Annotated in this window: 22 protein-coding genes; 10 read left to right on the top strand and 12 right to left on the bottom strand. The window is 74.1% G+C overall.

Annotation, left to right across the window (positions count from 1 at the left end):
* Window positions 1-189: 189 nt before the first annotated feature.
* On the top strand, window positions 190-756 hold the full coding sequence (locus LHA35_RS01020; protein WP_226603388.1) for a M10 family metallopeptidase C-terminal domain-containing protein: 567 nt from the start codon (window positions 190-192) through the stop codon (window positions 754-756).
* 318 nt (window positions 757-1074) lie between these two features.
* On the opposite strand, the gene LHA35_RS01015 is transcribed toward LHA35_RS01020, so the two are convergent.
* The 5 genes from LHA35_RS01015 to LHA35_RS00995 all read right to left on the bottom strand — a co-directional run bounded on the left by LHA35_RS01015 (window position 1075) and on the right by LHA35_RS00995 (window position 7202).
* The gene (locus tag LHA35_RS01015) at window positions 1075-1677 is read right to left on the bottom strand and encodes a hypothetical protein (RefSeq protein ID WP_226603384.1); all 603 of its coding nucleotides are present in this window, start codon (window positions 1675-1677) and stop codon (window positions 1075-1077) included.
* Between the two features lie 44 nt (window positions 1678-1721).
* Window positions 1722-2699: an Hsp33 family molecular chaperone HslO gene (gene hslO, locus LHA35_RS01010; protein WP_226603375.1), complete on the bottom strand. Its 978-nt coding sequence runs from the start codon at window positions 2697-2699 to the stop codon at window positions 1722-1724.
* A 263-nt stretch (window positions 2700-2962) separates the two neighbouring features.
* Window positions 2963-4666, bottom strand: coding sequence for a methyl-accepting chemotaxis protein (locus LHA35_RS01005; RefSeq protein ID WP_226603369.1), 1704 nt, complete (start codon window positions 4664-4666; stop codon window positions 2963-2965).
* Between the two features lie 377 nt (window positions 4667-5043).
* Window positions 5044-5994, bottom strand: a complete 951-nt coding sequence (gene argF, locus LHA35_RS01000) for an ornithine carbamoyltransferase (RefSeq protein WP_456316067.1) — start codon at window positions 5992-5994, stop codon at window positions 5044-5046.
* A 5-nt stretch (window positions 5995-5999) separates the two neighbouring features.
* The gene (locus LHA35_RS00995) at window positions 6000-7202 is read right to left on the bottom strand and encodes an aspartate aminotransferase family protein (RefSeq protein ID WP_226603362.1); all 1203 of its coding nucleotides are present in this window, start codon (window positions 7200-7202) and stop codon (window positions 6000-6002) included.
* 454 nt (window positions 7203-7656) lie between these two features.
* Between LHA35_RS00995 and LHA35_RS00990 the strand changes: the two genes are divergently transcribed.
* A complete protein-coding gene (locus LHA35_RS00990; protein WP_226603360.1) occupies window positions 7657-8865 on the top strand; it encodes an MFS transporter in 1209 nt (402 codons plus the stop codon).
* Between the two features lie 167 nt (window positions 8866-9032).
* Here LHA35_RS00990 and LHA35_RS00985 read toward each other — a convergent pair whose 3' ends face one another.
* The gene (locus LHA35_RS00985; RefSeq protein WP_226603358.1) at window positions 9033-9887 is read right to left on the bottom strand and encodes a LysR family transcriptional regulator; all 855 of its coding nucleotides are present in this window, start codon (window positions 9885-9887) and stop codon (window positions 9033-9035) included.
* Window positions 9888-10032: 145 nt separating this feature from the next.
* On the opposite strand from LHA35_RS00985, the gene LHA35_RS00980 reads away from it, so the two are divergent.
* The gene (locus tag LHA35_RS00980; RefSeq protein ID WP_226603356.1) at window positions 10033-10587 is read left to right on the top strand and encodes a GNAT family N-acetyltransferase; all 555 of its coding nucleotides are present in this window, start codon (window positions 10033-10035) and stop codon (window positions 10585-10587) included.
* Between the two features lie 108 nt (window positions 10588-10695).
* On the opposite strand, the gene LHA35_RS00975 is transcribed toward LHA35_RS00980, so the two are convergent.
* Window positions 10696-11520 carry a PRC-barrel domain-containing protein gene (locus tag LHA35_RS00975; protein WP_226603352.1) on the bottom strand — a complete coding sequence of 275 codons (825 nt, stop codon included), beginning with the start codon at window positions 11518-11520 and terminating at the stop codon, window positions 10696-10698.
* A 139-nt stretch (window positions 11521-11659) separates the two neighbouring features.
* On the bottom strand, window positions 11660-12115 hold the full coding sequence (locus tag LHA35_RS00970; RefSeq protein ID WP_226603348.1) for a GlcG/HbpS family heme-binding protein: 456 nt from the start codon (window positions 12113-12115) through the stop codon (window positions 11660-11662).
* Between the two features lie 213 nt (window positions 12116-12328).
* Between LHA35_RS00970 and LHA35_RS00965 the strand changes: the two genes are divergently transcribed.
* Together LHA35_RS00965 and LHA35_RS00960 are read left to right on the top strand one after the other, a co-directional pair.
* Window positions 12329-12976 carry a RecX family transcriptional regulator gene (locus LHA35_RS00965; RefSeq protein WP_226603346.1) on the top strand — a complete coding sequence of 216 codons (648 nt, stop codon included), beginning with the start codon at window positions 12329-12331 and terminating at the stop codon, window positions 12974-12976.
* A gap of 218 nt (window positions 12977-13194) precedes the next feature.
* Window positions 13195-15789, top strand: a complete 2595-nt coding sequence (locus LHA35_RS00960; RefSeq protein WP_226603345.1) for a PAS domain-containing protein — start codon at window positions 13195-13197, stop codon at window positions 15787-15789.
* A 382-nt stretch (window positions 15790-16171) separates the two neighbouring features.
* On the opposite strand, the gene LHA35_RS00955 is transcribed toward LHA35_RS00960, so the two are convergent.
* Both LHA35_RS00955 and rsmI read right to left on the bottom strand, forming a co-directional pair.
* A complete protein-coding gene (locus LHA35_RS00955) occupies window positions 16172-16522 on the bottom strand; it encodes a hypothetical protein (RefSeq protein WP_226603344.1) in 351 nt (116 codons plus the stop codon).
* Window positions 16519-17424 carry a 16S rRNA (cytidine(1402)-2'-O)-methyltransferase gene (gene rsmI / locus LHA35_RS00950; RefSeq protein ID WP_226603341.1) on the bottom strand — a complete coding sequence of 302 codons (906 nt, stop codon included), beginning with the start codon at window positions 17422-17424 and terminating at the stop codon, window positions 16519-16521. Before rsmI ends, LHA35_RS00955 begins: the two co-directional genes overlap by 4 nt.
* Window positions 17425-17540: 116 nt before the next feature.
* On the opposite strand from rsmI, the gene LHA35_RS00945 reads away from it, so the two are divergent.
* Both LHA35_RS00945 and LHA35_RS00940 read left to right on the top strand, forming a co-directional pair.
* Complete coding sequence (locus LHA35_RS00945; protein WP_226603335.1) at window positions 17541-18590, top strand: penicillin-binding protein activator; 1050 nt, start codon at window positions 17541-17543, stop codon at window positions 18588-18590.
* Window positions 18591-18596: 6 nt separating this feature from the next.
* On the top strand, window positions 18597-20030 hold the full coding sequence (locus tag LHA35_RS00940; protein ID WP_226603329.1) for an ATP-binding protein: 1434 nt from the start codon (window positions 18597-18599) through the stop codon (window positions 20028-20030).
* A gap of 319 nt (window positions 20031-20349) precedes the next feature.
* Here LHA35_RS00940 and LHA35_RS00935 read toward each other — a convergent pair whose 3' ends face one another.
* Window positions 20350-20661 carry a WYL domain-containing protein gene (locus tag LHA35_RS00935; protein ID WP_226603326.1) on the bottom strand — a complete coding sequence of 104 codons (312 nt, stop codon included), beginning with the start codon at window positions 20659-20661 and terminating at the stop codon, window positions 20350-20352.
* A 123-nt stretch (window positions 20662-20784) separates the two neighbouring features.
* On the opposite strand from LHA35_RS00935, the gene LHA35_RS00930 reads away from it, so the two are divergent.
* Both LHA35_RS00930 and LHA35_RS00925 read left to right on the top strand, forming a co-directional pair.
* Window positions 20785-21672 carry a S1C family serine protease gene (locus LHA35_RS00930; protein ID WP_226603321.1) on the top strand — a complete coding sequence of 296 codons (888 nt, stop codon included), beginning with the start codon at window positions 20785-20787 and terminating at the stop codon, window positions 21670-21672.
* 14 nt (window positions 21673-21686) lie between these two features.
* On the top strand, window positions 21687-22271 hold the full coding sequence (locus LHA35_RS00925; RefSeq protein ID WP_226603315.1) for a helix-turn-helix transcriptional regulator: 585 nt from the start codon (window positions 21687-21689) through the stop codon (window positions 22269-22271).
* Window positions 22272-22671: 400 nt separating this feature from the next.
* On the opposite strand, the gene LHA35_RS00920 is transcribed toward LHA35_RS00925, so the two are convergent.
* The gene (locus tag LHA35_RS00920) at window positions 22672-23406 is read right to left on the bottom strand and encodes a calcium-binding protein (RefSeq protein WP_226603311.1); all 735 of its coding nucleotides are present in this window, start codon (window positions 23404-23406) and stop codon (window positions 22672-22674) included.
* Between the two features lie 332 nt (window positions 23407-23738).
* On the opposite strand from LHA35_RS00920, the gene LHA35_RS00915 reads away from it, so the two are divergent.
* Entirely contained in the window at window positions 23739-24302 is a 564-nt protein-coding gene (locus tag LHA35_RS00915) for a nucleotide exchange factor GrpE (RefSeq protein ID WP_226603310.1), read from the top strand.
* Window positions 24303-24377 lie beyond the last annotated feature (75 nt).

Here is a 24377-nt window from a genome sequence, read left to right as displayed (position 1 = left end):
GGCGTCCGGCGGCTCTTCCGGAAAAGAGGCGCTGTATCGCCGTGGTGCGCCGGAGCACAGATTCAAGCCAGCACAGACTTATACTTCCCCTCACTACCGAGGAGGTCGGCCAGATCGCAGCCTCCTCGCCCAAGTGAAAGAAATGTCCAGCCCACACACCACAACTCTCCATTACAGAGGATCCACGACATGGCTACCATCTATGGAACCAACGCCGGCGAAGTCATTGGCGGAACTACTGTTCAGGACCACATGTATGGCTACGGCGGAAACGACATTCTTTATGGGTACGCCGGCAACGACTACATGTACGGCCAGGGCGGCAACGACCTTCTTTACGGGCATGCCGGCAACGACTACCTCGATGGCGGCGACGGAAACGACACCCTGATCGGCGGGGAAGGCGCCGATGGCCTGACAGGCGGCAAGGGTGCCGACGTCTTCAAGTACAACACGGTCCAGGAAACCTGGTACGACGCGATCTGGGATTTCAAGTATTCGGAAGGCGACAAGATCGACCTGAGCGGCATCGATGCCAAGACCCACGAAACCTTCAGCCCGTCCACCTGGGGCAACCAGGCCTTCCACTGGGTGGGCAACCTCGCGGGCAAGGGGCTCGGGAAGGGCGATCTCGGCTACCAGTATGTCGGTGGTGACACCTATGTGTACGGCAACACGGACAGTGACGCGGCCTATGAAGTCGCCCTCAGGGTCAGCGGGCACGTCCCCTTCATTGCCAACGACTTCTTCCTCTGAGCCGATGACGTCGGCCTGACGCGGGAGGTGCGGCTGTTGGTGCAACGCCAACAGCCGCACCAGTGAACGGCGCCAGGGTGCCGCGCCCCGTCCGGCCATCCACCGGCTTTGCGGCGCGGGCCGTGGCGGGCGGGCACCAACCGCCCGACAGCCCAGCCTGTCGCTCGAACGGACGAATCACGGCGCCCGGGCGGGTCCACCCGGCCGTGGTTTGCTCCGCGGCGGATTGCGTTCATATCTGAACGCCAATCCGCTGTGGACCGCCGTTTGTAGAGCAGATTCACACTGCGGGGCGTTCACGCCCCTCCGCGATCTGCTCTAGCCTCTCGGCAACTCCTCCTTGGTGACCCCCGCCGGCGGCGGCGGCGCCGGCAGGGTCCCGTCCGCCCCCGGCGTCACCTCCACCAGCCAGTCGCGCAGCGCCCGGCGAAGCTGGAACTCGAACTCCACATTCAGGTCGTCCATGGCGTTGCGCAGCAGCGCCTCCGCCGCCCGCGGCCGGCCGGCATCCGTGCCGCTGACCGCCCGGCGCGACTGCGCCTCGACGAACCCCATGCGCTGGCCCTCGGCCGAGAGGATCTCCAGCCGGCAGCCGACCAGGCAGGTCAGGCTGTCCCGCCCCTGGACCAGCGCGGCATGGGTGACGGCGAAGTGCCCCTCCCCGCTGGCGCCGACGGCGAGCAGCCGGTCCCGGCCCATGATCCGCACCGCCTCGGCCGGCATCGGCGAGAGCCGGGCACCGACATCGCCGATCTGCGGCGGCGGGCTGGCCTCCGTCACCTCGATCGCCGCCACGTTCAGCGGCAGCGGCGTGAGATGGCTGAAGCGCATCGGTCCGGGTGGGACGAAGGCCGGCTCCTGCTGCCCGGCGCAGGCGGCGGCGAGCAGGGGCAGCAGCAGGGCGGCGCGCCGGGTCGGCATCTCGGTGGGGCTCCTGCGTCGGATCGGTGCGGACTGTGTACGGCTCAGGCCCGGCCCGCGCTACCCTTCACCTCCGCCCGGTCGAAGCGGAAATCGAGGTTGCAGAACTCGCAGGTCATGGTGATGGCGCCGTCCTGGGCCATGTGGTCCAGGTCGTCCTCCGGGAAGCCCTGCAGCACGCCGGCGAGCCGGGCGCGGGAGCAGCGGCAGCCATAGGAGAGGCTGCGCGGCCGGTCGAGCGCCAGGCCCTCCGCATGGAAGAGCCCGTGCAGGAGCTGGTGGGAGGGCAGGGCGTCGTCCAGCAGCTCCGCATCGGTCAGCGTGCCGGCCAGCGCGAGCGCAGTGCGCCAGGCTTCCTCCTGCGCCTCGGCGTCGAGCTCCGGGTCGATGCCGCCTTCTCCCGCCACCCGCTCCATGATGAAGGCGCTGGCCCGCCAGCCTGCCGGGGTGCGGTCGCAGGCCAGGCGGACATGGGTGCGGAGCTGCTCGGAGGTGCGGAAGTAGTGGTCCGTCATCTCGGCCAGCGTCCCGCCCTCCAGCGCCACGATGCCCTGGTAGCGGTCCATGTCCGGGCCCTGGTCACAGGTGAAGGCGAGATAGCCCTTGCCGAGCAGCGCGCCCGCCTCCGGGTCCGGCGTGCCGGCGAGCAGGCTGGCCAGCGCCTCCTCCTCGGCCCGGGCATAGCCGCGCAGCGCGCCGCCCTCGGTGCAGTCGGCCAGCAGCATGGGGACGGGACCGTCGCCCTTGGCCTGGATGGAGAAGCTGCCGCGGAACTTCAGCGCGCCGGCAAGCCCGGCCGCGAGCGCCAGCGTCTGGCCGGCCAGGCGGGTGACGGAGGGGTGATTGTCGTGCCGGGTCAGCAGCGCCTCGGCCAGGGCGCCGAGGCGGATCAGCCGGCCGCGGACCGGCCTGGCATGCAAATGGAAGGGCTGGAGGCCGCGCGGCACCACGATGTCCGGCACGGGCGGCCGGTCATGCTGCAGGAAATCGGGGGTCGCGGAGGGCTGGGTCGGGTCTGGCAATGCGGGGGGGAACCTTGAAGCAGGGACACTGGTAGGCCCCGTTAGATAGGTTCTCCGGCCCTTCGCGGCCATCCATCCGGGAGGGGCCGTTCGGGCACCAGGTCCGGGAGCCCGGCCTGCCGGCTGCCCTGGCTGCCGTGCCGCCTGTTGCGCGCATCCACGGGGTGATGGACGGGAGCGGAGTTGCCCGTTGCCGGCGCCCCCCGTACCAGAGCCGCGCCCCCCCGCGCAGCCGCATCCTCATCCCCCGCGCAGCCGCATCCCTATCCCGCGCGCAGCCGCGCGACGAAGCTCGACACCTCGGCGCGCAGCGCGCCGCCCTCCTCCGTCACCACGCTGCCAGCCCCGCGCAGCCGGGCAATGCAGGCCTCGGCAGCGGCGATCTCGGCCTGCAGCCTCCGCATGGCCTCCTGCGCCGCCCCCGTCCCATCGGCCGCGGCGGCGGCGCTGCGGGCGATGTCGCGCGTCGCCTCGCCCTGCCGGTCCACCGCCGTGGCGATGGTTGAGGTCACCTCCTCCATCCGGGTCACCGCGCCGGCGATGCCGTGCAAGGCGCTCACCGCCTCGTCGGTCGCGCCGCGCATGGCGCCGATCTGGGCGGAGATCTCCTCCGTCGCCTTCGCGGTCTGGGCCGCCAGGGTCTTCACCTCGCTCGCCACCACGGCGAAGCCCTTGCCGGCCTCGCCGGCCCGCGCCGCCTCGATCGTCGCGTTCAGCGCCAGCAGATTGGTCTGCCCGGCGATGTCGCTGATCAGCCGCACCACATCGCCGATCCGCCCGGCCGCCTCGGCCAGGCCGGCGATGGTCGCGTCGCTGCTGCGGGCCACCTGCACCGCCTCGGCCGCGATGCGCGCGCCCTCGCCCACCTGCCGGGCGATCTGGTCGACCGAGCCGGAGAGCGCCTCGGTCGCGCCGGCCATGGCCCGGACATGCTCCGTCACCTCGCCCATCCGCGCGGCGGTCTCGGCCGAGCGCCCGGCCGTGCCGGCGGAGACCGCGGCCACCGTGTCGGTCGCGCCGCCGACGCCCTGCGCCGCCTCGGCCAGCCGGTCGGCGACCTGGCCGATCGCATGCTCCAGGCTGTCGGCGATGACCGCCTGCGCCTCGCGCCGCCGCTGCTCCGCCTCGGCCCGCGCGGCGGCGGCTGCCGCCTCCTGCGCCCGCGCCTCCCGCGTCGCGGTCTGGAGGGTGGCGACGGCGCGGCCGATCCGGCCGAGTTCATCCTCCCGATCGGTGCAGGGCACCGTGACGTCGAGCCGCCCCTCCCCCAGCGCCTGCAGCGTCCCGGCCAGCGCGCCGAGCGGGCGCAGCAGCCACCGCAGCGCAAACCAGAACAGGACGCCGACCAGCAGCAGCACCACCGCGCCCTGCGCCAGGGCAAGGCGGATCGCCGCCGCCTCCGCCTCCGCCACCGTGGTCAGCGGCAGGCCGACGAAGAGGATTCCCACCTGCCGCCCGGCGGCGTCCAGCACCGGCTCATAGACCGTCACATGCGGGGTGCCGAGGATGATGTTGGTGCCGCGATAGGTCTCGCCGCGCCGCACCGCCTCCAGCGCCGGGCCGGCGGCGAGCAGGGTGCCGACGGCGCGGTCGCCATCCGGCCGGCGGATATTGGTCGCGACCCGCATCTCCCCGGCGAAGACGGTGGCGGCCGCGCCGGTCACGGCATGAACCCGGTCCGGCAGGTCGTTCAGGTCGTTCAGGGCGGTGCCGCCGCGCAGCAGCCGCGTCCCGCCCTCCAGCCGCCATGCCTCGCCCTTCTCCTCGGCCAGGCTGCGGAGCAGGCGGATCGCGATCTCCAGCCGCGCCATCACCGCCGTTTCCTCCCGCGCCCGCATGTGCTGGGCAACCGTCACCGCGAATCCGGCGAAGCCGAAGGCGAGCAGCGCGATCGCCAGGGCAAGGACACGGGCACGGAGGCTGAGACGGGAGAGCGGGCGCGCGACGGCGCGAAGGAGGCTGGCCAAGGGCTGTTCCTCGAGCGGTTCGGCGCCGGGGTAGCAGACCTGCGTGAAGCCTCTGTAAAGGCCGGGATTGCTGCGCCAGGGAAAGGCGCGCGGAAGGTCGGACGCGCTCAGCCCGGAACGGATGGTCCGGCGCTGCCGCCCGGCAGCCTCGGCCGCGCGGGCGGGTCGTGGGCCGGCAGGATGCGGCAAAGGCCCGCGCCCGCCCCGCGAGCCCGGCCCTGCCGGCTGCTACGAGGGAATCGCGGCCGGGCGTGAACGCCCGGGAGCGTGAAGCGCCTCCGCAATCGATGATCCACCGCGGACCGGCCTCCGGTTCTGGCCGCCATCCGCTGTCGCGGCCGGACCCGCCTGTGCCCCGCAGGCGGGGGTTCCTTCGTTCAGCCCGCGCCGAGCGCCCAGAGCAGGATGCCCTTCTGGGCGTGCAGCCGGTTCTCGGCCTCGTCGAAGACGACGCTCTGCGGGCCGTCGATCACCTCGGCCGCCACCTCCTCGCCGCGATGGGCAGGCAGGCAGTGCTGGAAGATCGCGTCCGGCGCGGCCCTGGCCATCAGCTCCGGCGTCACCTGATAGGGCGCCAGCAGGTTGTGCCGGCTGGGGGCGCTGCCATCGCCCGTCTCGTCATTCATGCTGACCCAGGCATCGGTCACGACGCAGCGGGCGCCGCGCACGGCCTCCACCGGGTCCTCGGTCAGCTCGATCCTCGCGCCCTCGCCGCGCGCCCAGTCGACCAGCGCCTGCGGTGGCCGCAGCGCGGCCGGCGTGGCGAGGCGGAGGGTGAAGCCGAACCGCGCCGCGGCCTGGATGAAGCTCTGCGCCACGTTGTTGCCGTCGCCGATCCAGGCGACGGTCTGGCCGGCGATCGGGCCGCGATGCTCCTCGAAGGTCAGCACATCCGCCATGAGCTGGCAGGGGTGGGAGATGTCCGTCAGGCCGTTGATCACCGGCACCGTCGCGTGGTGCGCCAGCGCCCGGATGCGGTTCACGTCATGCGTGCGCATCATGATGGCGTCCACGTAGCGCGACAGCACCTTGGCGGTGTCGCTCATCTCCTCCCCGCGGGAGGACTGCATGTCGCGCGAGGACAGCACGATGGCATGGCCGCCGAGCTGGTGGACGCCGACCTCGAAGCTGACGCGGGTGCGCGTGCTCGGCTTCTCGAAGATCAGCGCGACGGTCTTGCCCGCCAGCGGCTTGCCGTTCATCGCGCCGCGCTTGGTCTGGGCCGCGAGGTCCAGCATGCGCCGCAGCGTCGCGGTCTCGAAATCCATCAGTTCGAGGAAGTGCCGGGGGGGTGCCTCCCCCCCGGTTCCGGTCTTCAGCGCCACCACGGTGCTCACTTCGCGGCGTCCTTGGCATGGGATGGCGTGCAACGCAGCATGGCGCGGTCGAGCAGGCGCAGCGCCTCGTCCGCCTCGGCCTCGGAGATGATGAGCGGCGGCGCGAGGCGGAGCACGTTCATGCCCGCGGCGACGGTGAGCAGCCCCTCGGCCACGGCGGCGTTCTGCGCCTCCCCGTTGTTGACCTCCGGCTTCAGCCGGATGCCGAGCAGCAGGCCGGCGCCCTGCACGCCCTCGATCACCGCCGGGTGGCGCTGGGCGAGGTCCAGCAGGCCGCGCCAGAGATGCCGGGCGACGCGGTCCACCTGACCAAGGAAGCCGGGCGCCAGGACGACGTCCAGCACCGCATTGCCGGCGGCGCAGGCGAGCGGGTTGCCGCCATAGGTGCTGCCATGGGTGCCGGGCTTCAGGTACTGCGCCACCTTCTCCTTCGCCAGGATGGCGCCCAGCGGGAAGCCGCCGCCGATGCCCTTGGCCGAGGACATGACATCCGGCTCGATCCCGGCCCACTGATGCGCCCAGAGCTTGCCGGACCGCCCCATGCCGGTCTGCACCTCATCGAGCGCGAGCAGGATGCCGAACTCGTCGCAGGCGGCGCGCAGCGCGCGCAGGAAGTCGAGCGAGGCCGGGCGCACGCCGCCCTCGCCCTGGATCGGCTCGACCAGGATGGCCGCCGTGGTGCCGTCGATCGCGTCGCGCACCGCGTTCATGTTGCCGAAGGGCACATGCCTGAACCCCGGCATGGGCGGGCCGAAGCCGGCCAGGTACTTCTCGTTGCCCGTGGCGGCGAGCGTCGCCAGCGTCCGGCCGTGGAAGGCGCCCTCGAAGCAGATGGTGACATTGCGCTCGGGGTGGCCGTTCTCCGCATGGTATTTGCGGACGGCCTTGATCATGCCCTCATTCGCCTCGGCGCCCGAGTTGCAGAAGAAGACGCTGTCGGCGAAGGAGGTCTCGACCAGCCGCGCCGCCAGCCTCTCGGCCTGCGGGATGCGGTAGAGGTTCGAGGTGTGCATCACCTTCGCGGCCTGCTCGGCGATGGCCTGCACCAGGTGCGGGTGGCCGTGGCCGATGGAGGCGGTGGCGATGCCGGAGCCGAAATCGAGGAATCGTCGCCCGTCCACCGTCCACAGCCAGGCGCCCTCGCCCCGCTCGAAGGCGAGGTCGGCGCGGTTGTAGGTCGGCATCAGGGCGGGGATCACCGGTGTGGTCTCCAGACTTCCCCTGCGCCGTCGCGGTCATGCGGGCGCTTCATCGGGGGAAGCCGGGGATTTGGCCGGAAACGGGGCAGCCCGTCAAATCGTCCCGGGTGACAATCTGGGGCAGGGGCCGGGACGGCAGGGCGGGCGGGCCGGGCCGGGCCGCCCTGGAACCCCTCTCCGGATGATGCCGGCACCGCGGCAATGGCGGGCAGCGGCCGCCCGGGGCCGATTCACGCCAGGGGACCTCCCGGCCCCGCGGCGATCCGCCCCGGGCCCATTCCGCACGCAGCCAGTCGGGACAGGCGCACCCACCGCAGCCGCGCCGCGCTGCCCGCGGCCGGCATGCGGCCCGCTTGCGATACGGCCGTTTGCGTCGCGGCCACGATCTGGGACGATGGCGACCAGGACGGGGCCCGGTGCCGGTCGGCGCGGGCCCTGCGGGAGGAAGACGCGGATGGAACGACACTATGGCTGGGTCATCGTCGCCATCGGGGCGCTGATGGGCTGCATCGGCATGGGGTCGATGTTCTCCCTCGCCGTCTTCCTCGACCCCATCGCCACCGATACGGGCTGGTCGCGCACCGGCATCTCCGCCGCGATGACGATCGCCTTCCTGGCCATGGGGCTCGGCGCCTTCTTCTGGGGCTGGGTCAGCGACCGCCATGGTCCGCGGATCGTCGGGCTTGCCGGCGGGCTGCTGCTGGGTGCCGGGCTGGTGCTGGCCAGCCGGGCGGAGAGCCTGCTGGCCTTCCAGCTCGCCTACGGCCTGTTCCTCGGGGCGGCGGTCGGCGCCTTCTTCGCGCCCATGATGGCGACGGCCAGCGCCTGGTTCGACCGCAACCGCGCGCTCGCCGTCTCCCTCGTCTCCGCCGGGCTCGGCATGGCGCCGGTCACCGTCGCGCCCTTCGCGCAATGGCTGCTCACCGACCATGACTGGCGCACCGCGCAGCTCGTGATCGGGCTGGTTGCCTGGGCGGTGCTGCTGCCGGCCGCGCTGCTGCTGCGCCGCCCGCCGGCCCTGGCCCTGGCCGCCAGCGGGGCGGCCGCGCCGGCGGAGGGGGGCTTCACCGCGCGCCAGGCGCTCGGCAGCCGGCAATTCGTGGTGCTGGCCGCGACCTTCTTCGCCTGCTGCCTCGCGCATGCCGGGCCGATCTTCCATGTGGTGAGCTACGCCATGGTCTGCGGCCTCTCCGCCATGGCCGCCGTCAGCGTCTACAGCCTGCAGGGCCTGGCGGGGCTCGGCGGGCGGTTGCTGCTCGGCGTGCTCGCCGACCGCCACGGCGCCAAGCCGGTGCTGATCGGCGGCCTGCTGCTGCAGGCGCTGGCGATCGGCGCCTTCCTCCCGGCCAGCACCCTCGGGGAGTTCTATGCCGTCGCCGCGGTCTTCGGCCTCGCCTATGGCGGGGTGATGCCGCTCTATGCGGTGCTGGCGCGTGACTATTTCGGCCCCCGCGTCATGGGCACGGTGTTCGGCGCCGCGACCATGGTGTCCTGCCTCGGCATGGCGGCGGGGCCGGCGGTGGGCGGCTGGATCTTCGACCGCTTCGGCAGCTATGCGGGGATGCATCTCAGTTCGCTCGCGATCGGGCTCGGGGCCGTGGCGATCGCCCTCACCTTCCCGCCGCTACCCCGGCTGCGGCCCGAGCGTCTCAAGCCGGCATAGCGCCTCCGCAGAGGTGGATGCGGCGGGCCTGAGGCGTTCCAGCACCTCCGCCCCCGGCCCGGAAACCTGGCCTGATCGGAGCGCAGCCCCGTTCCACGTCGCCAGGCCGCCGCAGGCGGCGCCGGCGCCTGCGGCGGCACAAATCTCAGTATTCATGCGGAACGGCATCAGACCCGCTCCACCGCCCCCAGCCGCAGCGCCAGCTCCTGCTCGAGTTCCCGCAGCAGCGCATCGTCGCGCGCCATGCAGCGCACCATCCGCACCAGCACGTCGGGCAGGGACGGGAAGCCTTCCGCCTCGGTCAGTTCCCGCATCCCCGGCACCAGGGCGCCTTCCGAGATCACCGTCACCGCAAGCCCGCCGCGCACCACCGCCTGCAGGCCGCCGATGGAGTAGGAGGTATAGAGGATGCGGTGCGGCCGCCCCATGGCGTCCAGCCGGTCGCAGGCCCAGCGGCGGTACAGGCATTGCCGCGGCGGCAGCGCCAGCGGCAGCGGGTCCCGCAGATGCGCCTCCCCGCCCGTCGCCCAGATGCAGCGCTCCCGGTGCACCACCGGGCCGTGGCCCAGCCCCTCGCCCTCCCCCAGGAAGCCGAGGTCCACGCGGCCGTCCAGCACCTGTCCGGCCAGGTCGGCGGAAGGGCCGCAGATGACGTCGATCCGGGTGCCCGGCCGCGCCGCCTCGATCGCCGCCAGCACCCGCGGCAGCAGCACCTGGCCGTAATCGGCGGAGATGCCGATCTTCCAGTGCGCGGGCGGGCGGCCATGCCGGTCGAAGGCGATCAGCACCTCGTCATGCGCGCGCAGGATGCGGCGGGCATGCGCCAGCAGCAGCTCGCCATGCGGCGTCGGCACGATGCCGCTCGGGTCGCGGCGGAACAGCGCCTGGCCGAGCTGCTCCTCGAGCTTGCGCATCTGCAGGCTGACCGCGGACTGGGTGCGGCCGACGATCTCGCTCGCCGCGGTGAAGGACCCGCTCTCGTAGATCGCCACGAAGCTGCGCAGCAGGTCGATGTCGATCATCCCAGGCCTCCCCAGGGCCATGAGGAACGCTCAACCGGAGCTTCAGCCGAACTCGTTGGACCGCCGGCCCCGGCCTGTGCGAGAGCGACAATCGCCGGAGGCGCCGGCAGGCCAAGACGCAAGTCACGCACGGGAAGATGCAAGCATGAACATCCAGTCCATCGCAATCAGGCCCGCCGGCATGGGCGACTACCTGACGCTGCTCGACATGCAGGCACGCGCCATGCGGCAATTGGCGCGCGATCTTTACACGCAACAGGAAATAGACTGCTTCCTCAACCGGATCGGCACCCTGGAGTCCGTGCTGCTGGAGGATGGGCATTACTGGGTGGTGCTGGCGGATGGCGCCATCGCCGCCTCGGGCGGCTGGTCCCTGCGGCGGCCCGGCTATGCGCGGCGGGAGGTAGGCGGCGCCCCGGCCGAGGAATCGGCGCTGCCCAAGATCCGCTCGGTCTCCGTCGATCCGGTCCATGCGCGGCAGGGGCTCGGCCGCATGATGATGGAGCGGGTGGAGGCGGAGATCCTGGCCGCCGGCCATGCCGAGGCGGAGGTGGTGGCGACGCTGAACAGCGTGCCCTTCTATGCCGCGCTGGGCTACCGGCCGGCCCGGCCGGTGGTGCTCGACCTCGGCGCCGGCGTGCATTTCACCGGCCTTGCCATGTCGAAGACCCTGGCCCCCGATTGCCGCCTGGCGGCCTAGCCGCCGGGCCGGATCCGGGGGTCGCCGCCACCCCCTGCGGGGGCGGCGGGGCCCCATCGAAGGCCGCGCCTTCGATGGGTTCCGTCGAGGGAGGCCAGGCCCCCCAGTTCAGCCGCGGCGCTCGCCGGTATTGTCGTAGCTGAAGGTCGGCAGGCTGCCGAGGCTGTCCTTGGTCGCCCCGGTCAGCGTCCAGCGGTTGTTGCTGCCGCCCGCGGCCTGCAGCCGCTCATAGGGCACCGCCACCAGCTTGGCGCCGATGCCGAGGAAGCCGCCCACCGAGATCACCGCGATCGGCGAATTGCCGCCGGGTGGGATCAGGATGTCGTCCACCTCGCCGATGCTCTCGTTGTTCTCGTTGTAGACGGAGGAGCCGATCACCTTGCTCGCCCGCCGGCCGCTGCGGATGGCGGCGCTGTCCACCGCCAGCGCTCCGGTGGTGGCGCCGGCCCCGGTGGTGCTGCGCCCGGCATCGGCCGCCGGGTTGGCGCCGGTGGCGTTGGTGCCGAGGGCGCGATCCGCGGCGCGGCCGGCGGCGGTGCCGGGCGGGTTGCCGGGGGCGCCGTCGGCCGGGGTGCGGTTGCCCGTCGCCGAATCGGCGGCCCGCTGGGTGGCGGTGCTGGGCGGGTTGCCCGGCGTGCCGTCCGGCGCGCCGGCGCTGCGGGACTGCGGCCCGGCGGGCTGCCCCTGGCTCTGCATGTGCGGCGGGGTCTGGCGGTCCGGCGCGGCGGCGCCCTGCGGCTGGCCGGCCGTGTCGCCCTGCACGGTCTGGCCGCTGGTCTGGCCGGCCACGCCGCCGGCCCGCGCGCCCGGATGGCCGGAGAGCGGGCCCTGCTGCGGGCTGGTCTGGGTGGTCTGCGGCATCATGGAACTGCCGGAGGAACCCTGCGCCAGGGCGAGGGCGGGCAGGCCCGCGAGGGCCAGGGCGGCAGTCATGGTGAGCAGTCGCTGACGGTGCGTCATCGGGTGGCGTTGCCTCCTTGTGCGGATATCCGGCCCCTGGCCGGGTCTGCCCGGGACAACGCCCCGCAACGACGGGGGTTTGCCCCCGGCGCGGGCCGGGGGCCGGGGCGGCCTATTCGGCGTCGCCGGTATCGGGCTTCAGGCCCACCGCCTGGATGCCGGCGACCGCGCAAACCTCGTCCTGGGCGGAAAGGTCGCCGCTGATGCCGACCGCGCCCAGGATCACCCCATTGGCATCGCAGGCCAGCACGCCGCCCGGCACCGGCACCGCCTTGCCGCCGGCGATGTCGGACAGGGCATTCATGAAGCCCTGCATGGACTGGGCGCGCCGCGCCAGCTCCCGCCCGCCGAAGCCGAGCGCGAGCGCGCCATAGGCCTTGCCGAGGGCGATCTCGGGCCGCAGCAGTGAGGAACCGTCCTCCCGCTGCATCGCCTTCACCTGCCCGCCGGCATCGAGCACGACGACGGTCAGCGGCTGCAGGTTCAGCTCCCGCCCCTTGGCGCGGGCGGCGGTGATGATGGCACTGGCCTGGTCGAGCGTCAGGCCGTTGGTGGGGTAGCGGGCCATGGCGGGTCTCCTCCGGGGGATGGCGAGGCGCGTCCGGGCCTGGGCGCGCACCGCTTTCGCTGGGTTTCTGACGACCGGATCCGCGCGGTCCCTGGACGCCGGAGCGTCCGGACAGGCCCGCGCGCCGATCCGGGGCGGGCTTGTGCCGCGCCGGGCGCGATCGGGCCAGCCCCGTCCTTGGGCCGGTGCGCGCCGGCATGGCAGGATGCCGCCATGGCCGAGGAGTCGAGACCGCCCCGCAAGCCCCAGCGCCAGCCGCGCCGGGCGCCCCGCCCCGCCGGCCCGCCGCCGGGTGAGGCGGCGCTGCGGGAGGCGGCGCTGGCGCATCTCGCGCGCTTCGCCGCGACCGAGGCCGGGCTGAAGCGCGTGCTGCAGCGCCGGGTGGATCGCTGGGCGCGGCGGGCGGAGGCGGAGGGCGCGGCGGCCGAGGCGATCGCACCACAGGCAGCGGCGGCACGGGCGATGGCGGCCACGGTGGCGAAGGCCATGGTGGCCGCCGGGGCGGTGGATGATGCGGCCTTCGCCGAATCCCGCGCCCGGCGGCTGGCGCGCGCCGGCCGCTCCCGCCGGGCGATCGCGGCGCATCTCGGCGCCAAGGGCGTGGCGGCGGAGACGGCCGCGGCGGCGCTGCCCGAGGCAGGGGCGGAGCTGGACGCCGCGCTGGCGCAATGCCGGCGCCGGCGGATCGGGCCCTTCGCCACGCAGACGCCGCCCGGGGACCCGCAGGCGGCGCGCGCGGCGCGGCTGAAGTCGCTGGCCGCGCTGGCCCGGGCGGGATTCGGGCGGGAGGTGGCGGAAGCGGCGCTCTCGATGGATCCGGCGGAGGCGGAGGAGCGGCTGATCGCGCTGCGGCAGGGGTGAACTTCCGGTCAAATCCACCCCGAATATACAGTTATGGTTGAATTAGAAAAACCTTCGTGAATTCTGCGCCGATCCTGTCCGGCCTCGCTCTTTGTTGCCGGGACTGCAATATTCGGATATTCCCAACGGCATATTTCACGGCATGGAGGGGCCGCACCGCCCCCGGCGCGGCGCGGTTCCCGTGGCTGCGGAGCGCAGAATTGCCAGGAGGCGTCGCATTGGTTGCCGAAGCCGGGGACCCCGCTGCCGTCCGCCTCCAGGCCATGCTGGCGACCGCGCCGATGGCCCTTGCCATCGCCACCGCGCCCGACTGGCGGATCGTCCAGGCCAACCCGGCCTGCCGCGCCCTCGCCGGGGCCGAGCCAATCGGCCTGCCGGTCGCTGCGCTCATTCCGGGTCATGGCACGGCCGCAGGCGCGGCAGCCGTTGCCGAGGCCTGCCGCAGCGGCCTCGCCCTGCGCGGCGTGCCGCGGCGCACGGGGCCGGACGGCGCCGAGCGATTCTGGGACCTGGACCTCCAGCCCCTGCCGCAGCCGGAGGGGGCGGCGCCCGCGCTGCTGCTGACGGCGCGCGAGGTGACCGGGCATGTCCTGGCCAGGCGGGGGGCGGAGGCGGAAGCCGCCGCGCTGGCCCGCCATGCCGAGCAGATGCGCCTCGCCCTCGGCGCGGCGCGCATGTTCTTCTGGGACTGGGACCTCGTGACGAACACGGTCACCTGGTCGGAGGGGCTGGAGGAGGCCTGCGGCCTGCCGCCCGGGGGCTTCGGCGGCACGATCGCGGGCTTCCGCGCCCTGGTCCACCCCGAGGACGCCCCGCGGGTCGAGGCCGAGCTGGCGCGGGCCATCGCCGGCGAGGCCGCGTACGACACCGAGTTCCGCATGCACCGCGCCGATGGCGGCCTCCGCTGGGTGGTCGCCCGCGGCACCGTGCTGCGCGACCCGGCAGGCCGGCCGGTGCGCATGGTCGGCATCGATCTCGACGTGACCGAGCGCAAGGCGCGGGAGGAGGCGCTGCGCGCCAGCGAGGAGCGGCTGCGCCTGGCGCAGGAGGCCGCCGGCTGCGGCCTCTGGGAATACCACCCGGCCAGCCGCGCCGCGGTGCTGAGCCCGGCCTATTGCGCGCTCTACGGCCTGGACGAGGCGACCGCGGCCGGGCTCGACTTCGAGGGCTGGCTGGCCCTGCTGCATCCCGAGGACCGCGACCGGCTGCGGGACGCCACCCTCGCCATGGCGGAGGCCGGGATGCTGGACGAGGAGTTCCGCGTCCTGCGCGCCGATACCGGGGATGTCCGCTGGATCCATTCGCGGGCCCGGCGCCTGCAGCGCACGACCGGCCCGGTGCTGATCGGCATCAACCTCGACGTGACCGAGCGCCGCCTGGCGCATGAGGTGCTGCGCGAGAGCGAGGCGCAGCTGCGGCTGGCCGAGGAGACGGCCGGCTTCGGCATCTGGGACTTCGATGCGGCGACCGGCGCCATCCGCTGGTCGCGCCAGCAATACCGGCTGCACGGCATGGACCCGGCGCGGACGCCGCCGCCCTTCCCCGAATGGCTGGAGATGGTGCACGAGGCCGACCGGCCGGCGCTGCGGCAGGCGGCGCGCGACGGCTTCCGGAACGGCCAGGGGCGCTACCAGCTCGTCTTCCGCATCCGCCGCGCCGATGACGGGGCGATGCGCTGGTTCCTCTCCTTCGGCCGGGTGCTGGAGGCCGATGCGATGGGGCGGCCGCGTCGGATCATGGGCGTCAACCTGGACGTCACCGCGCAGCGCGAGATCCGGCACGACCTGCAGCGGACCGAGGCGCTGCTGCGGGCGATCGGCGAGTGCTCGGCCGACCTGATCTACGCCAAGGACCATGAGGGCCGCTTCCTCTTCGCCAACCCGCCGACCTTGCGCGTCCTCGGCAAGCCGCTCGACGAGGTGCTCGGGCGGTCGGATGCCGAATGGCACCACGACCCCGCGCAGGCCGAGGCGGTGATGGCCAATGACCGGCGCATCCTGGCGACCGGCCGGGCCGAGGTGGTGGAGGAGGTCTATGACGCCGCCGGCCTCGGCACCCGCGTCTTCCGCTCCGCCAAGGCGCCACTGCGCGATGCCCGCGGGGTGGTCATCGGCGTGGTCGGCGTCTCCAGCGACATCACCGACCTGAAGCATGCCGAGACGGCGCTGCGAAGCGCGCTGGAGGACCGCGAACTGCTGGTGCGCGAGGCCGACCACCGCATCAAGAACAGCCTGCAGCTCGTCGCCAGCCTGCTGCGCATCCAGGCCGGCCGGATGGCGGAGCCGGCGGCGGCGGCGCTGCACGCCGCGGTCGCGCGCGTCCTGGCGATCAGCGAGGCGCACCGGGCGCTCTATCTGGGCCAGGACCTGCGGACGGTGGACCTCTCCCGGATGCTGCGGGACCTCGTGCGGCTCGCCAGCGGGCTGGCGCCTTCCATCGCGCTGCATTGCGACCTGCCGGACCGCCTGCCGCTCGATGCCGAACGGGCGATCCCGCTCGGCCTGCTGGCGAACGAGTTGATCACCAACGCCCTGCGGCATGCCTATCCGCAGGGCGAGCCGGGGACGGTGCGGGTCGTGGCGCGGCCGGAGGCGGGGACCCTCGTCGTCGTGGTGACCGATGACGGCGTCGGCCTGCCGGGCTCCGGCGCGCCGGAAGGCGGGCTCGGCACCGGGCTGGTCCAGGCGCTGTCGCGGCAGATCGGCGCCGCGGTCGAGACCCGCTCGGTGCCCGGCGCCGGCACCACGGTCACGCTACGGGTGCCGCTACGGCCCGCCCTCGATCCGGCGCGCGCGCCGCAGGGCGCGGCGTGAGGGCGGCCGCCGGCCTCATGCCAGCGGCATGGCTGCTCCATTCATGCCGGCCCTCCGGATGGGCGCCGCCGCCAGTGCGGACTGGCCAGGGTTTGCGGCGCAAACCGCCCGGCGACGGAGAAGCCGTTGGTGGCCCGTTCAGCCAGGAGACGCTGCGGCCATCGGCGGGCGATCCCTTGAACCCATGCGATTTTCCGGCCCGCGCCGCACGGACTTCCAAGCCGATCGGATTGACCATACTTGGCTCATGACGGCCCGACCTGCGGCCCGCGGAGCGGGCCGAGCGCGCGAAGGCGCGCCGCGGCCAGTGCCGCGCAGCCAAGGCCCGGAGGGCCACCGGCGTCTGAGGCAGGACATGCGTCAGCAGGTCCTGCGTCAAGTATCAGACGAACCGCCCGGGATCGATGATCCACTCCTCCCGCTCCCAGGCGAGCCAGGCCCGCACCATCCGCGCCGCGCACCAGAGCCAGACCAGCCCCAGCATGGCCAGCCCGACGCCGGGCGCCAGGATGGGCGCGAGCAGCCCGATGAAGCCGAACCAGAAGGTGCGCACCGCATAGGCATGGTGCGTCGCCCAGAGCGTGCCGCGCGCCGGGCCCCACCAATGCGCCAGCAGCCCGGCCGCGAACCAGGGCAGCGCCAGCGCCAGCCCGGCGGCGAAGAGCAGGTTCATCCACAGCACGCGGCGGCGGGCGTGGGCCGCGCGGGGATCCTCCCCGGCCGAAGCACTCATCCCCGCCCGATCTCCAGCGCCCGGGCATAGACCTGCTTGCGCGGCAGCCCCGTCGCCTCGGCGACCGCCGCCGCCGCGTCGCGCACGCTCATCCCCGCCGCCAGCGCCTCGCGCAGCCGCGCCTCCAGCTCCTCCTCCGTGCCGCGCTCCTCCGGCGCCGGGCCGATCACGATCGCGATCTCGCCCCGCGCCTCGGCCGTTGCGTAATGCGCGGCGAGGTCCGCCAGCGTGCCGCGCCGCACCTCCTCGAAGCGCTTGGTCAGTTCCCGCGCGACTGCCGCCGGGCGGTCGGGCCCGAGCCCCTCGGCCAGCGCCGCCAGCGTCTCGGCCAGGCGGTGCGGCGCCTCGTAGAGGATCAGCGTCGCCGAGAGCCCGGCCCGCTCCGCCGCGCGCAGCCGGGCGATCCCGGCGGCCCGCGGCCCGGCCTTCGGCGGCAGGAAGCCGTGGAACAGGAAGGGATGCGGCGGCAGGCCGGAGAGGGTCAGCGCCGTCACCGCGGCATTCGGCCCGGGCACCGCATGGAGCGGCAGCCCCTCCGCGATCGCGGCGCGGACCAGCCGGTAGCCGGGATCGGAGACCAGCGGCGTCCCGGCATCGGAGACCAGCGCGACCCGCCCCCCGGCACGAAGCCGTGCGAGGACCTTAGGGGTCTGGTCATCCTCGTTGTGCTCGTGCAGAGGAACCAGCGTCACCGAAACGCCATGCCGTGCCAGCATGGCGCCGGTTACCCTGGTGTCCTCGCACAGCACGGCATCCGCGCCGCGCAGCGTGGCGAGGGCGCGCGGGGAGAGGTCGCCGAGATTGCCGATGGGCGTCGCCACCAGCGTCAGCCCGGGCGATGCCGCGGCGGCCCCCCCATCGGGGCCCAGTTGGTCGGGAGGATCGCTTGCCAGTTCCGTCATGCTCCGCGCCGCGTCGGTCCCCTCGCCGGACTTCGGGCCGCCGATGGCTGGCCGCCCTGCTGCTGCTCTTGCCCGCGGCAGCCTGCGCGCCGCAAGCCCCGCCGTCGCGCGTCGTCATGGTGCAGCCGCCGGCCGTCGCCATGCCGGCCGAGCCGGCGCGCAGCCGGGTCGGCCTGCTGCTGCCGCTCTCGGGCGGCAACCGCGCCCTCGGCCAGGCCATGCTGAACGCCGCCCAGCTCGCCCTGTTCGACCAGGCCGATCCGGGCGTGGAATTCCTGCCGCGCGACACCGGCGGCACCGCCGCCGGGGCGGGGGAGGCAGCGCGGGCCGCCATCGCGGAGGGCGCGCGCGCCTTCGCCGGGCCGCTGACGCTCGGCGAGACAGCGGCCGCCGCCTCGGCCGCCCGCGGCATCGGGGCGCCGGTGCTGGCCTTCACCAGCGATGCCTCCCAGGCCGGCAACGGCGTCTGGATCATGGGCGTGACGCCGGGCGAGCAGGCCGAGCGCATGGCCGCCGCCGCCGCCGCGGGCGGCGCCCGTCGGCTCGGCCTGCTGGCGCCGGATGACGAGTTCGGCCGCCGCCTCGCCGCCGGCTTCCGGGCGCGGGCCACGGCGCTCGGCCTGCCGGCGCCGGTGGTGCTGCTGCATCCCCGCATCACCGATGTCGCCGGCGCGGCGCGCGACCTCGCCGAGCGCGCGGGGCCGGAGGGGCTGGATGCGGTGCTGCTGGGCCATGCCAGCGACCGGGCGCGGCAGGCCGCCGCGGCGCTGGCCGCCGGCCTGCCCGCCCCGCCGCGCTTCCTCGGCACCGCGCTCTGGGCGCAGGACACGACGCTGGCGCAGGAACCGGCCCTCCTCGGCGCCTGGTTCCCCGGCCCCGACCCGCAGGCGCGCGCCAATTTCGAGAGCCGCTACTACGCCGCCTTCGGGGAGCGCCCGCCGGCCCGCGCCGGCATCGCCTATGACGCCGCGGCGCTCGCCGCCCGGGCGGTGCGGGAGCCGGGCGGCAACCCGCCGCTCGGCCAGCCCATGCTGGGGGCGGACGGGCCGATCCTGCTCGATACCGGGGGGCTGGCGCAGCGGGGCCTGGCGCTCTTCGCGGTCGATCCCTCGGGCGAGCCCAGCCTGGTGGAGCCGGCGCCGGTGCCCGGCATGCCCGGCACCTGACCGGCCATGGGCCGGCTGCCGCTGCGGCGCGTCCTCGGCGCCGCCGGGCTGATCGGCGCGGTGCCGGCCGCGGTGCTGCTCGCCCTGACGCTGGCCGGGGCGCTGGCGCCGGGGCCCGGGCTGCTCGGGCTGCTCGCCTGCCTGCTGGGCGCGCTGCTGGTCGCCACGCTCTGGATCCACAACCTGGCGCGGCTGGCCGAGGCGCTGCGGCGCGCGGCGGCCGAGGATGGCCGGCTGGTCCCGCCTTCCGGCACGCCGCTGCTGCCGGCGGTCGAGGAGATCGCCGAGGGCGTCTCCCGCCTCGCCCGGACGCTGGCGGAGCAGGGTGCGCTGGTTGGGCGGCTGCGGCGGGCCGATGAGGCGATCGTCGAAAGCCTGCCCGACCCGCTGCTGGTCCTCTCGCCCGAACGGGTGCCGCTGCGCGCCAATGCCGCGGCGCGGGCACTGTTCGGCGGCGAGGGCACCGGGGCGCGGGGCGGCCCGGGGGGCGGCGATGTGGCGGCGCTGCTGCGCCACCCGGCCCTGGCCGCGGCGGTGGACCGGGCACTGGCGGATCGGCGGCCGCAGACCGCCGACCTCGCGCTGCCGGTGCCGGTCGCGCGGGAGATCGCGGCGCAGGTGATCCCGATGGAGCCGGCGCTGGCGGATGGCGGGCGGATCGTCATCGTGCTCTCCGACCGGACGCGGGAGCGGGCGGTGGAACGGATGCGGGCGGATTTCGTCGCCAACGCGTCGCATGAGCTGCGCACGCCGCTGGCCAGCCTGATCGGCTTCATCGAGACGCTGCGCGGCCCGGCGGAGGACGACCGGGCGGCGCGCACCCGCTTCCTCGGCATCATGGCGGAGCAGTCCGAGCGGATGCGGCGGCTGATCGACGACCTGCTCGGCCTCTCGCGCATCGAGCTGACGGAGCACCAGCCGCCGACCGGCCAGGCGCATCTCGCGGCGATCGCCCGGGCCGAGCTGGCGGCGCTGGAGCCGCTGCTGCAGGCGCGGCGCGTCACGGTGCTGCCGGCGCTGGAGGAGGCGGCGCTGGCCGTGCCCGCGGATGCCGAGCAGCTCGCCCAGGTCGTCCGCAACCTGCTGGAGAATGCCGTCCGGCATGGCCGCGAGGGCGGCGAGGTGCGGCTGCGGGTCGGCCTGGGGGAAGGCGCCGGCCGGCGCAGCGAGGGGCGCGTGGCGGGGGTGGTGCTGGAGGTGGCGGATGACGGGCCGGGCATCCCGAAGGAGCACATCCCGCGCCTGACGGAGCGCTTCTATCGGGTGGACAAGGGGCGCTCGCGCAGCGCGGGCGGGACGGGACTCGGGCTGGCGATCGTCAAGCACATCGTGAACCGCCACCGTGGGCAGCTCACGATCGAGAGTGAGGAGGGCGCGGGGGCCAGCTTCCGGGTTTGGCTGCCCGGGGTGGCGGAGGAGCGGCCGCAGGCCGCCGCTTAGGGCGGATCGCGGACGGGCGTGATCGCCCGGGAACGTGAAGCTGCTCGAAAAAACAAGGAGCACCAGCGGATCGCGGCGGGGCCTGAACGCCCCGGAGCGTGACGCTGCCCTGCAGACGACGGCCTGCCGCGGATTGGCGTGCCGGTGGTCACGCATTCCTCCGCAGGGCAAACGACGGCTGGGTGGAGCCATGCAGGCGGCGAAAGGGGGATCGCCCGGACGACAGGCAGGCCCCTCCGGCGCGCGTCGGAAGGTCAGCCGCAAGGGACGGCTGCGTGGGCCCGCGCAGGCGGCGCCATCCGCGCCCTCGAGCGGGCGGCTACACCGCCGCCATCGGCTCCGCGATGCCGGCCGTCCACCGCCCGCTCGCCGGCTGCGGGCGCGGCGCGAAATGCGCCTGGAGCAGGTCGGCCCCCGCCACCCGGGTGAGGTCGAACATCCGCCAGCCCTCCGGCTCGGCCGAGCGGCCGAGGCCGGCCGTCTGCCAGGCCAGCAGGGAGAGCTTCCCCCGGCCGGTGCGGCCCAGCGCATGCGGGTGCACCACGCGCCAAGCGCCGTCATAGAGCAATTGCACGGCCCGCCGCTGGTGCACCGCATCCGCCAGCAGCGCCGCGACGTCGTGATCGGGCATGCAGGGAATATGGGCAGCCGGGGCTGGCATATCGAGGCAGGGTCGGCCATCCGGCCTTCCCCATCCGGGCAATGGTCCGGGCGGGACAGAGTGCCCAGCTACCGGGGGACAGCGGAGCCCGCCATGACCGACGCCTTCCCCTCCGATCCCCTTGCCGCCTTCTCCGACCGGCTGGCGATGCTGGCCGCCGAGGCCGCCGCCCGGGTCGTCTCCGTCCACGGCCGCGGCGGCCGCGCCCGCTCCGGCCTGCTCTGGGCCGAGGGGTTGGTCGTCACCGCCGAGGAGGCGCTGGAGCATGACGACGAGCTCTCCCTCACCCTGCCGGACGGGCGCGAGGTGCCGGCGAGCCTGGCGGGCCGCGATCCGGGGACCGATGTCGCATTGTTGAAGGCGGAGACCGGTGGCTTCGTCCCGCTCGCCGCCGCCCCGCCAGCCGCGCTGGCGGCCGGCCATGTCGTGCTGGCGGTGGGGCGCGGAGAGCACGGCCCGATCGCCGGCTTCGGCATCGCGGCGCTCGCCGGCGGGCCCTGGCGGTCCATGCGCGGCGGCAGGCTGGACCGGCGGATCCAGCTCGGCCTGCGGCTCGACCCTTGCGCCGAGGGCGGCGCGGTGCTGGACCATGCCGGGCGGCTGGTCGGCATGGCCGTGCCGGGGCCGAAGCGCCGTTGTCTCGTCATCCCGGCCGAGACCATCGCCCGGGCCGTCGAGCAGCTCCGCACCCGCGGCCGGGTGGCGCGCGGCTATCTCGGCCTTGCCATGCAGCCGGTGCAGGTGGGGGAGGTGCGTGGGTTGATCGTGGTCGGTGTCGATCCGCGCAGCCCGGCGGGCCTCGCCGGCGTTCTGCTGGGCGACGTGCTGGTCGCCTGGGATGGCGGGCCGCTCGGCACGGTGCGGGACATGCTGGCGCGGCTTGACCCCGACAGCGTCGGCACCACGGTGACACTGGACCTGATCCGTGCCGGGCGGCCCCACCGCATCCCGGTCCGGATCGGCGAACGCGCGGCGGCATGAACATGATGGCGGCATTGGCCGATACCCCCCTGAAGCCTCCCCCGGCCGCCGAGGCGGCGCCGCACCGCGCCCCGGTCGCGGTCGCGCTGCGGCAGGCGGAGCCGGAGCTCACCGCCCGGCTCGCCGCGCTCCCGGGCCTGCGCCTGGTGGCCGACCCGGACGCTGCGGATGTGCTGGTGGCGGAGGCACCGTCGCCGGCGCGGGAGGGGCCGCCCGTCCTGGTCCTGGCCGAGGGCGCCGCGGCGGTCGCGGCGCTGAAGGCGGGTGCCCGCGCGGTGCTGCCGCCCGAGGCGCCGGCGGCGCAGCTGGAGGCGGCGCTGACCGCGGTCGCGCGCGGGCTCTCCGTGCTGCCGCCCGGGGCGCTGGCAACGCTGGCGGGGCGGGAGCCGGTGCCGGTCGAGGCCGGGCTGACCCGGCGGGAGCGGGAGGTGCTGGACTTGCTGGCGGCCGGCGCCTCCAACAAGGTGATCGCGCGGCGGCTCAACCTCTCCTTCCATACGGCCAAGGCGCATGTCGCCTCGGTGCTGCAGAAGCTGGGCGCCAGCAGCCGGGCCGATGCGGTGGCGCGCGGGGCGCGGGCCGGGCTGGTGCTGCTGTAGCGGAACGGGCTTCCTGGCCGCGGGGCGCCGCCGCGGCAGCGCCGGCCTGCCGCAACGGGTGGAGTTGCCGCAAGGGGCTGTCCGCGCCCCCCCGCGCGGGCTTCGCCGCCGGATGCGGCCTCACTGCCCCCTGTGGCGCCGGACCCGGAGCCCGCATCGCCGCTGCTCGCGGAGTGGCATGGCAGGGCAACCCGCCCCGGGATCACGACGCACCACATGGATGCGGATCGGCATGATCCCGTTCCGCTGGCTCGGGCGCAGCCGCCGCGCCAGCCCTGGGACCGCCAAGGGCGGCCGCAGGTCAGGATCCGTGCCGGCCGTTATTAATTGCCCATCGGGATGGCCGGCCCGCCGGCGATGAGAACCGGCGCGCGCCCAACCTGGCGGCGCCGGCTTCTGCTTAGAGGATGAAGTCGCTCGCCGCCAGATTCACGGCGCTGGCCAGCATGATCTCGGCGTCCGGCCTGCCATCCGGCAGCTGGTTGAAGGGATAGCGCAGGGCGCTGCCATCCATCTGGATGAGCGTGCGGTCGCCCTGGATCTCGTACCGGACCTCCGGCCGATCCTGCGTGGCGCTGAACTTGTTGGTGCCGATGAAGGTGAACTCGGCATCGCCCGGCGGCCGGCGCTGGAAGAAATTGATCGGGGAGAGGTCGATCTTGTCCTCGCCCTTGGTGAAATCCAGGATGACGTCGCGCGCGGCGGGGCCGACCCCGGTATCCGCGGCGGCGGAGAGGAAAGTGCCGGGCGTGTTGGGATAGAAGGTGATGATGGTGCCGAAGACGAACTTGTCGGCGCCGGCGCCACCCACCATCACGTCGCGCCCGAAGCCGCCGTAGATGGTGTCATTCCCGTCACCGCCGAGGATCACGTCATCGCCGCCCTCGCCCCAGAGCCGGTCCGCCCCGGCATCGCCGAGGATGACGTCATTGCCGCCGAGCCGCGTGAGAGGGTCGTCGGTGACGGTCCGGCCGCCATCGCCGCGAACCGTGTCATTGCCCGTGCCGCCCCAGATGGTGTCCGAAGCCCGGCCACCGCGAAGGCTGTCATTGCCCCCGAATCCGAAGATGAAGGTGCTCTCGTTCGTGGCCGACAGGGTGTCTTTTTGCGGCGTACCGAAAAGCCAACGTACCATCTGCAGGTTCTCCCCCTGAGCTGAAATGATTGCCTGATCCCGGCACCGGGCAGCCTGCGCCCTCACCGGTCGAACGATCCAGGCGCGGGGGGGTGGCGTGACATGTTCTTGACCGGCGGTTCTGCCGCACGGCCGTGCGACGGTGCTTCGGGTGGTCGCCTCGCCAAGCGCCCGGCGGGGGCGCGGGTTTCCGGCCGCTGGCCTGGCCGCGGCCATCGGCCCGGGCGGGGCCGGCTGTGGCGGCCCGGTTGCCCTGGCGCCGCGCAGGCACTACCTGACCGGGTGACCGGTCCCGTCTCAGGGACCTTCCCCCTTGCCAGACATGAACGGACATGAGCGACCCAGCCGAGACGCCGCCGGTGACCCCATCGGCGGAGGAGACGAACGCGGCCCAGGACGCCGCCGCGGCCGTGCCGAGCCCTGAGGAGCGCATCGCCGCGCTGGAGGCCGAGGTGGCGCAGCTCCGCGAGCGCTGGCTGCGGGCCGAGGCGGAGATGCAGAACCTCCGCACCCGCACCCAGCGGGAGGTCGCGGATGCGCGGCAATACGCCATCCAGAAATTCGCCGGCGACGTGGTGGAGGCGGCGCAGAACCTCCGCCGCGGGCTGGAGGCCCTGCCAGCGCAGCGGGAGGACGAGCCCGAGCTGCTGGGCAAGCTGCGGGAGGGCTTCGAGGGCGTGGAGCGCAGCTTCCTCGGCATCCTGGAGCGGCACGGCATCGCCCGGAAGGAGGCGCAGGGCCAGCCCTTTGACCCCGAGCTGCACCAGGCAATGGCCGAGCAGCCGGCGCCCGAGGGCGTGGCGCCGGGGACGGTGCTGCAGGCCTGGACGCCGGCCTGGACGCTGAACGGGCGGCTGCTGAAGCCGGCGATGGTGGTGGTGGCGGCGAAGGGCTGAAGCCGGCGCGCCGGCGCCACCGGTTGGTTGGGCAGGAGCACGGTGCCGGGCGTCCGGTGCGGGCGATGACGGTAC

It is taken from the genome of Roseicella aerolata, assembly GCF_020523605.1.
Lineage (GTDB): Bacteria > Pseudomonadota > Alphaproteobacteria > Acetobacterales > Acetobacteraceae > Paracraurococcus > Paracraurococcus aerolatus.
Note: the sequence above shows the minus strand (reverse complement) of the source record. Positions and strands in the feature narration are given on the sequence as shown.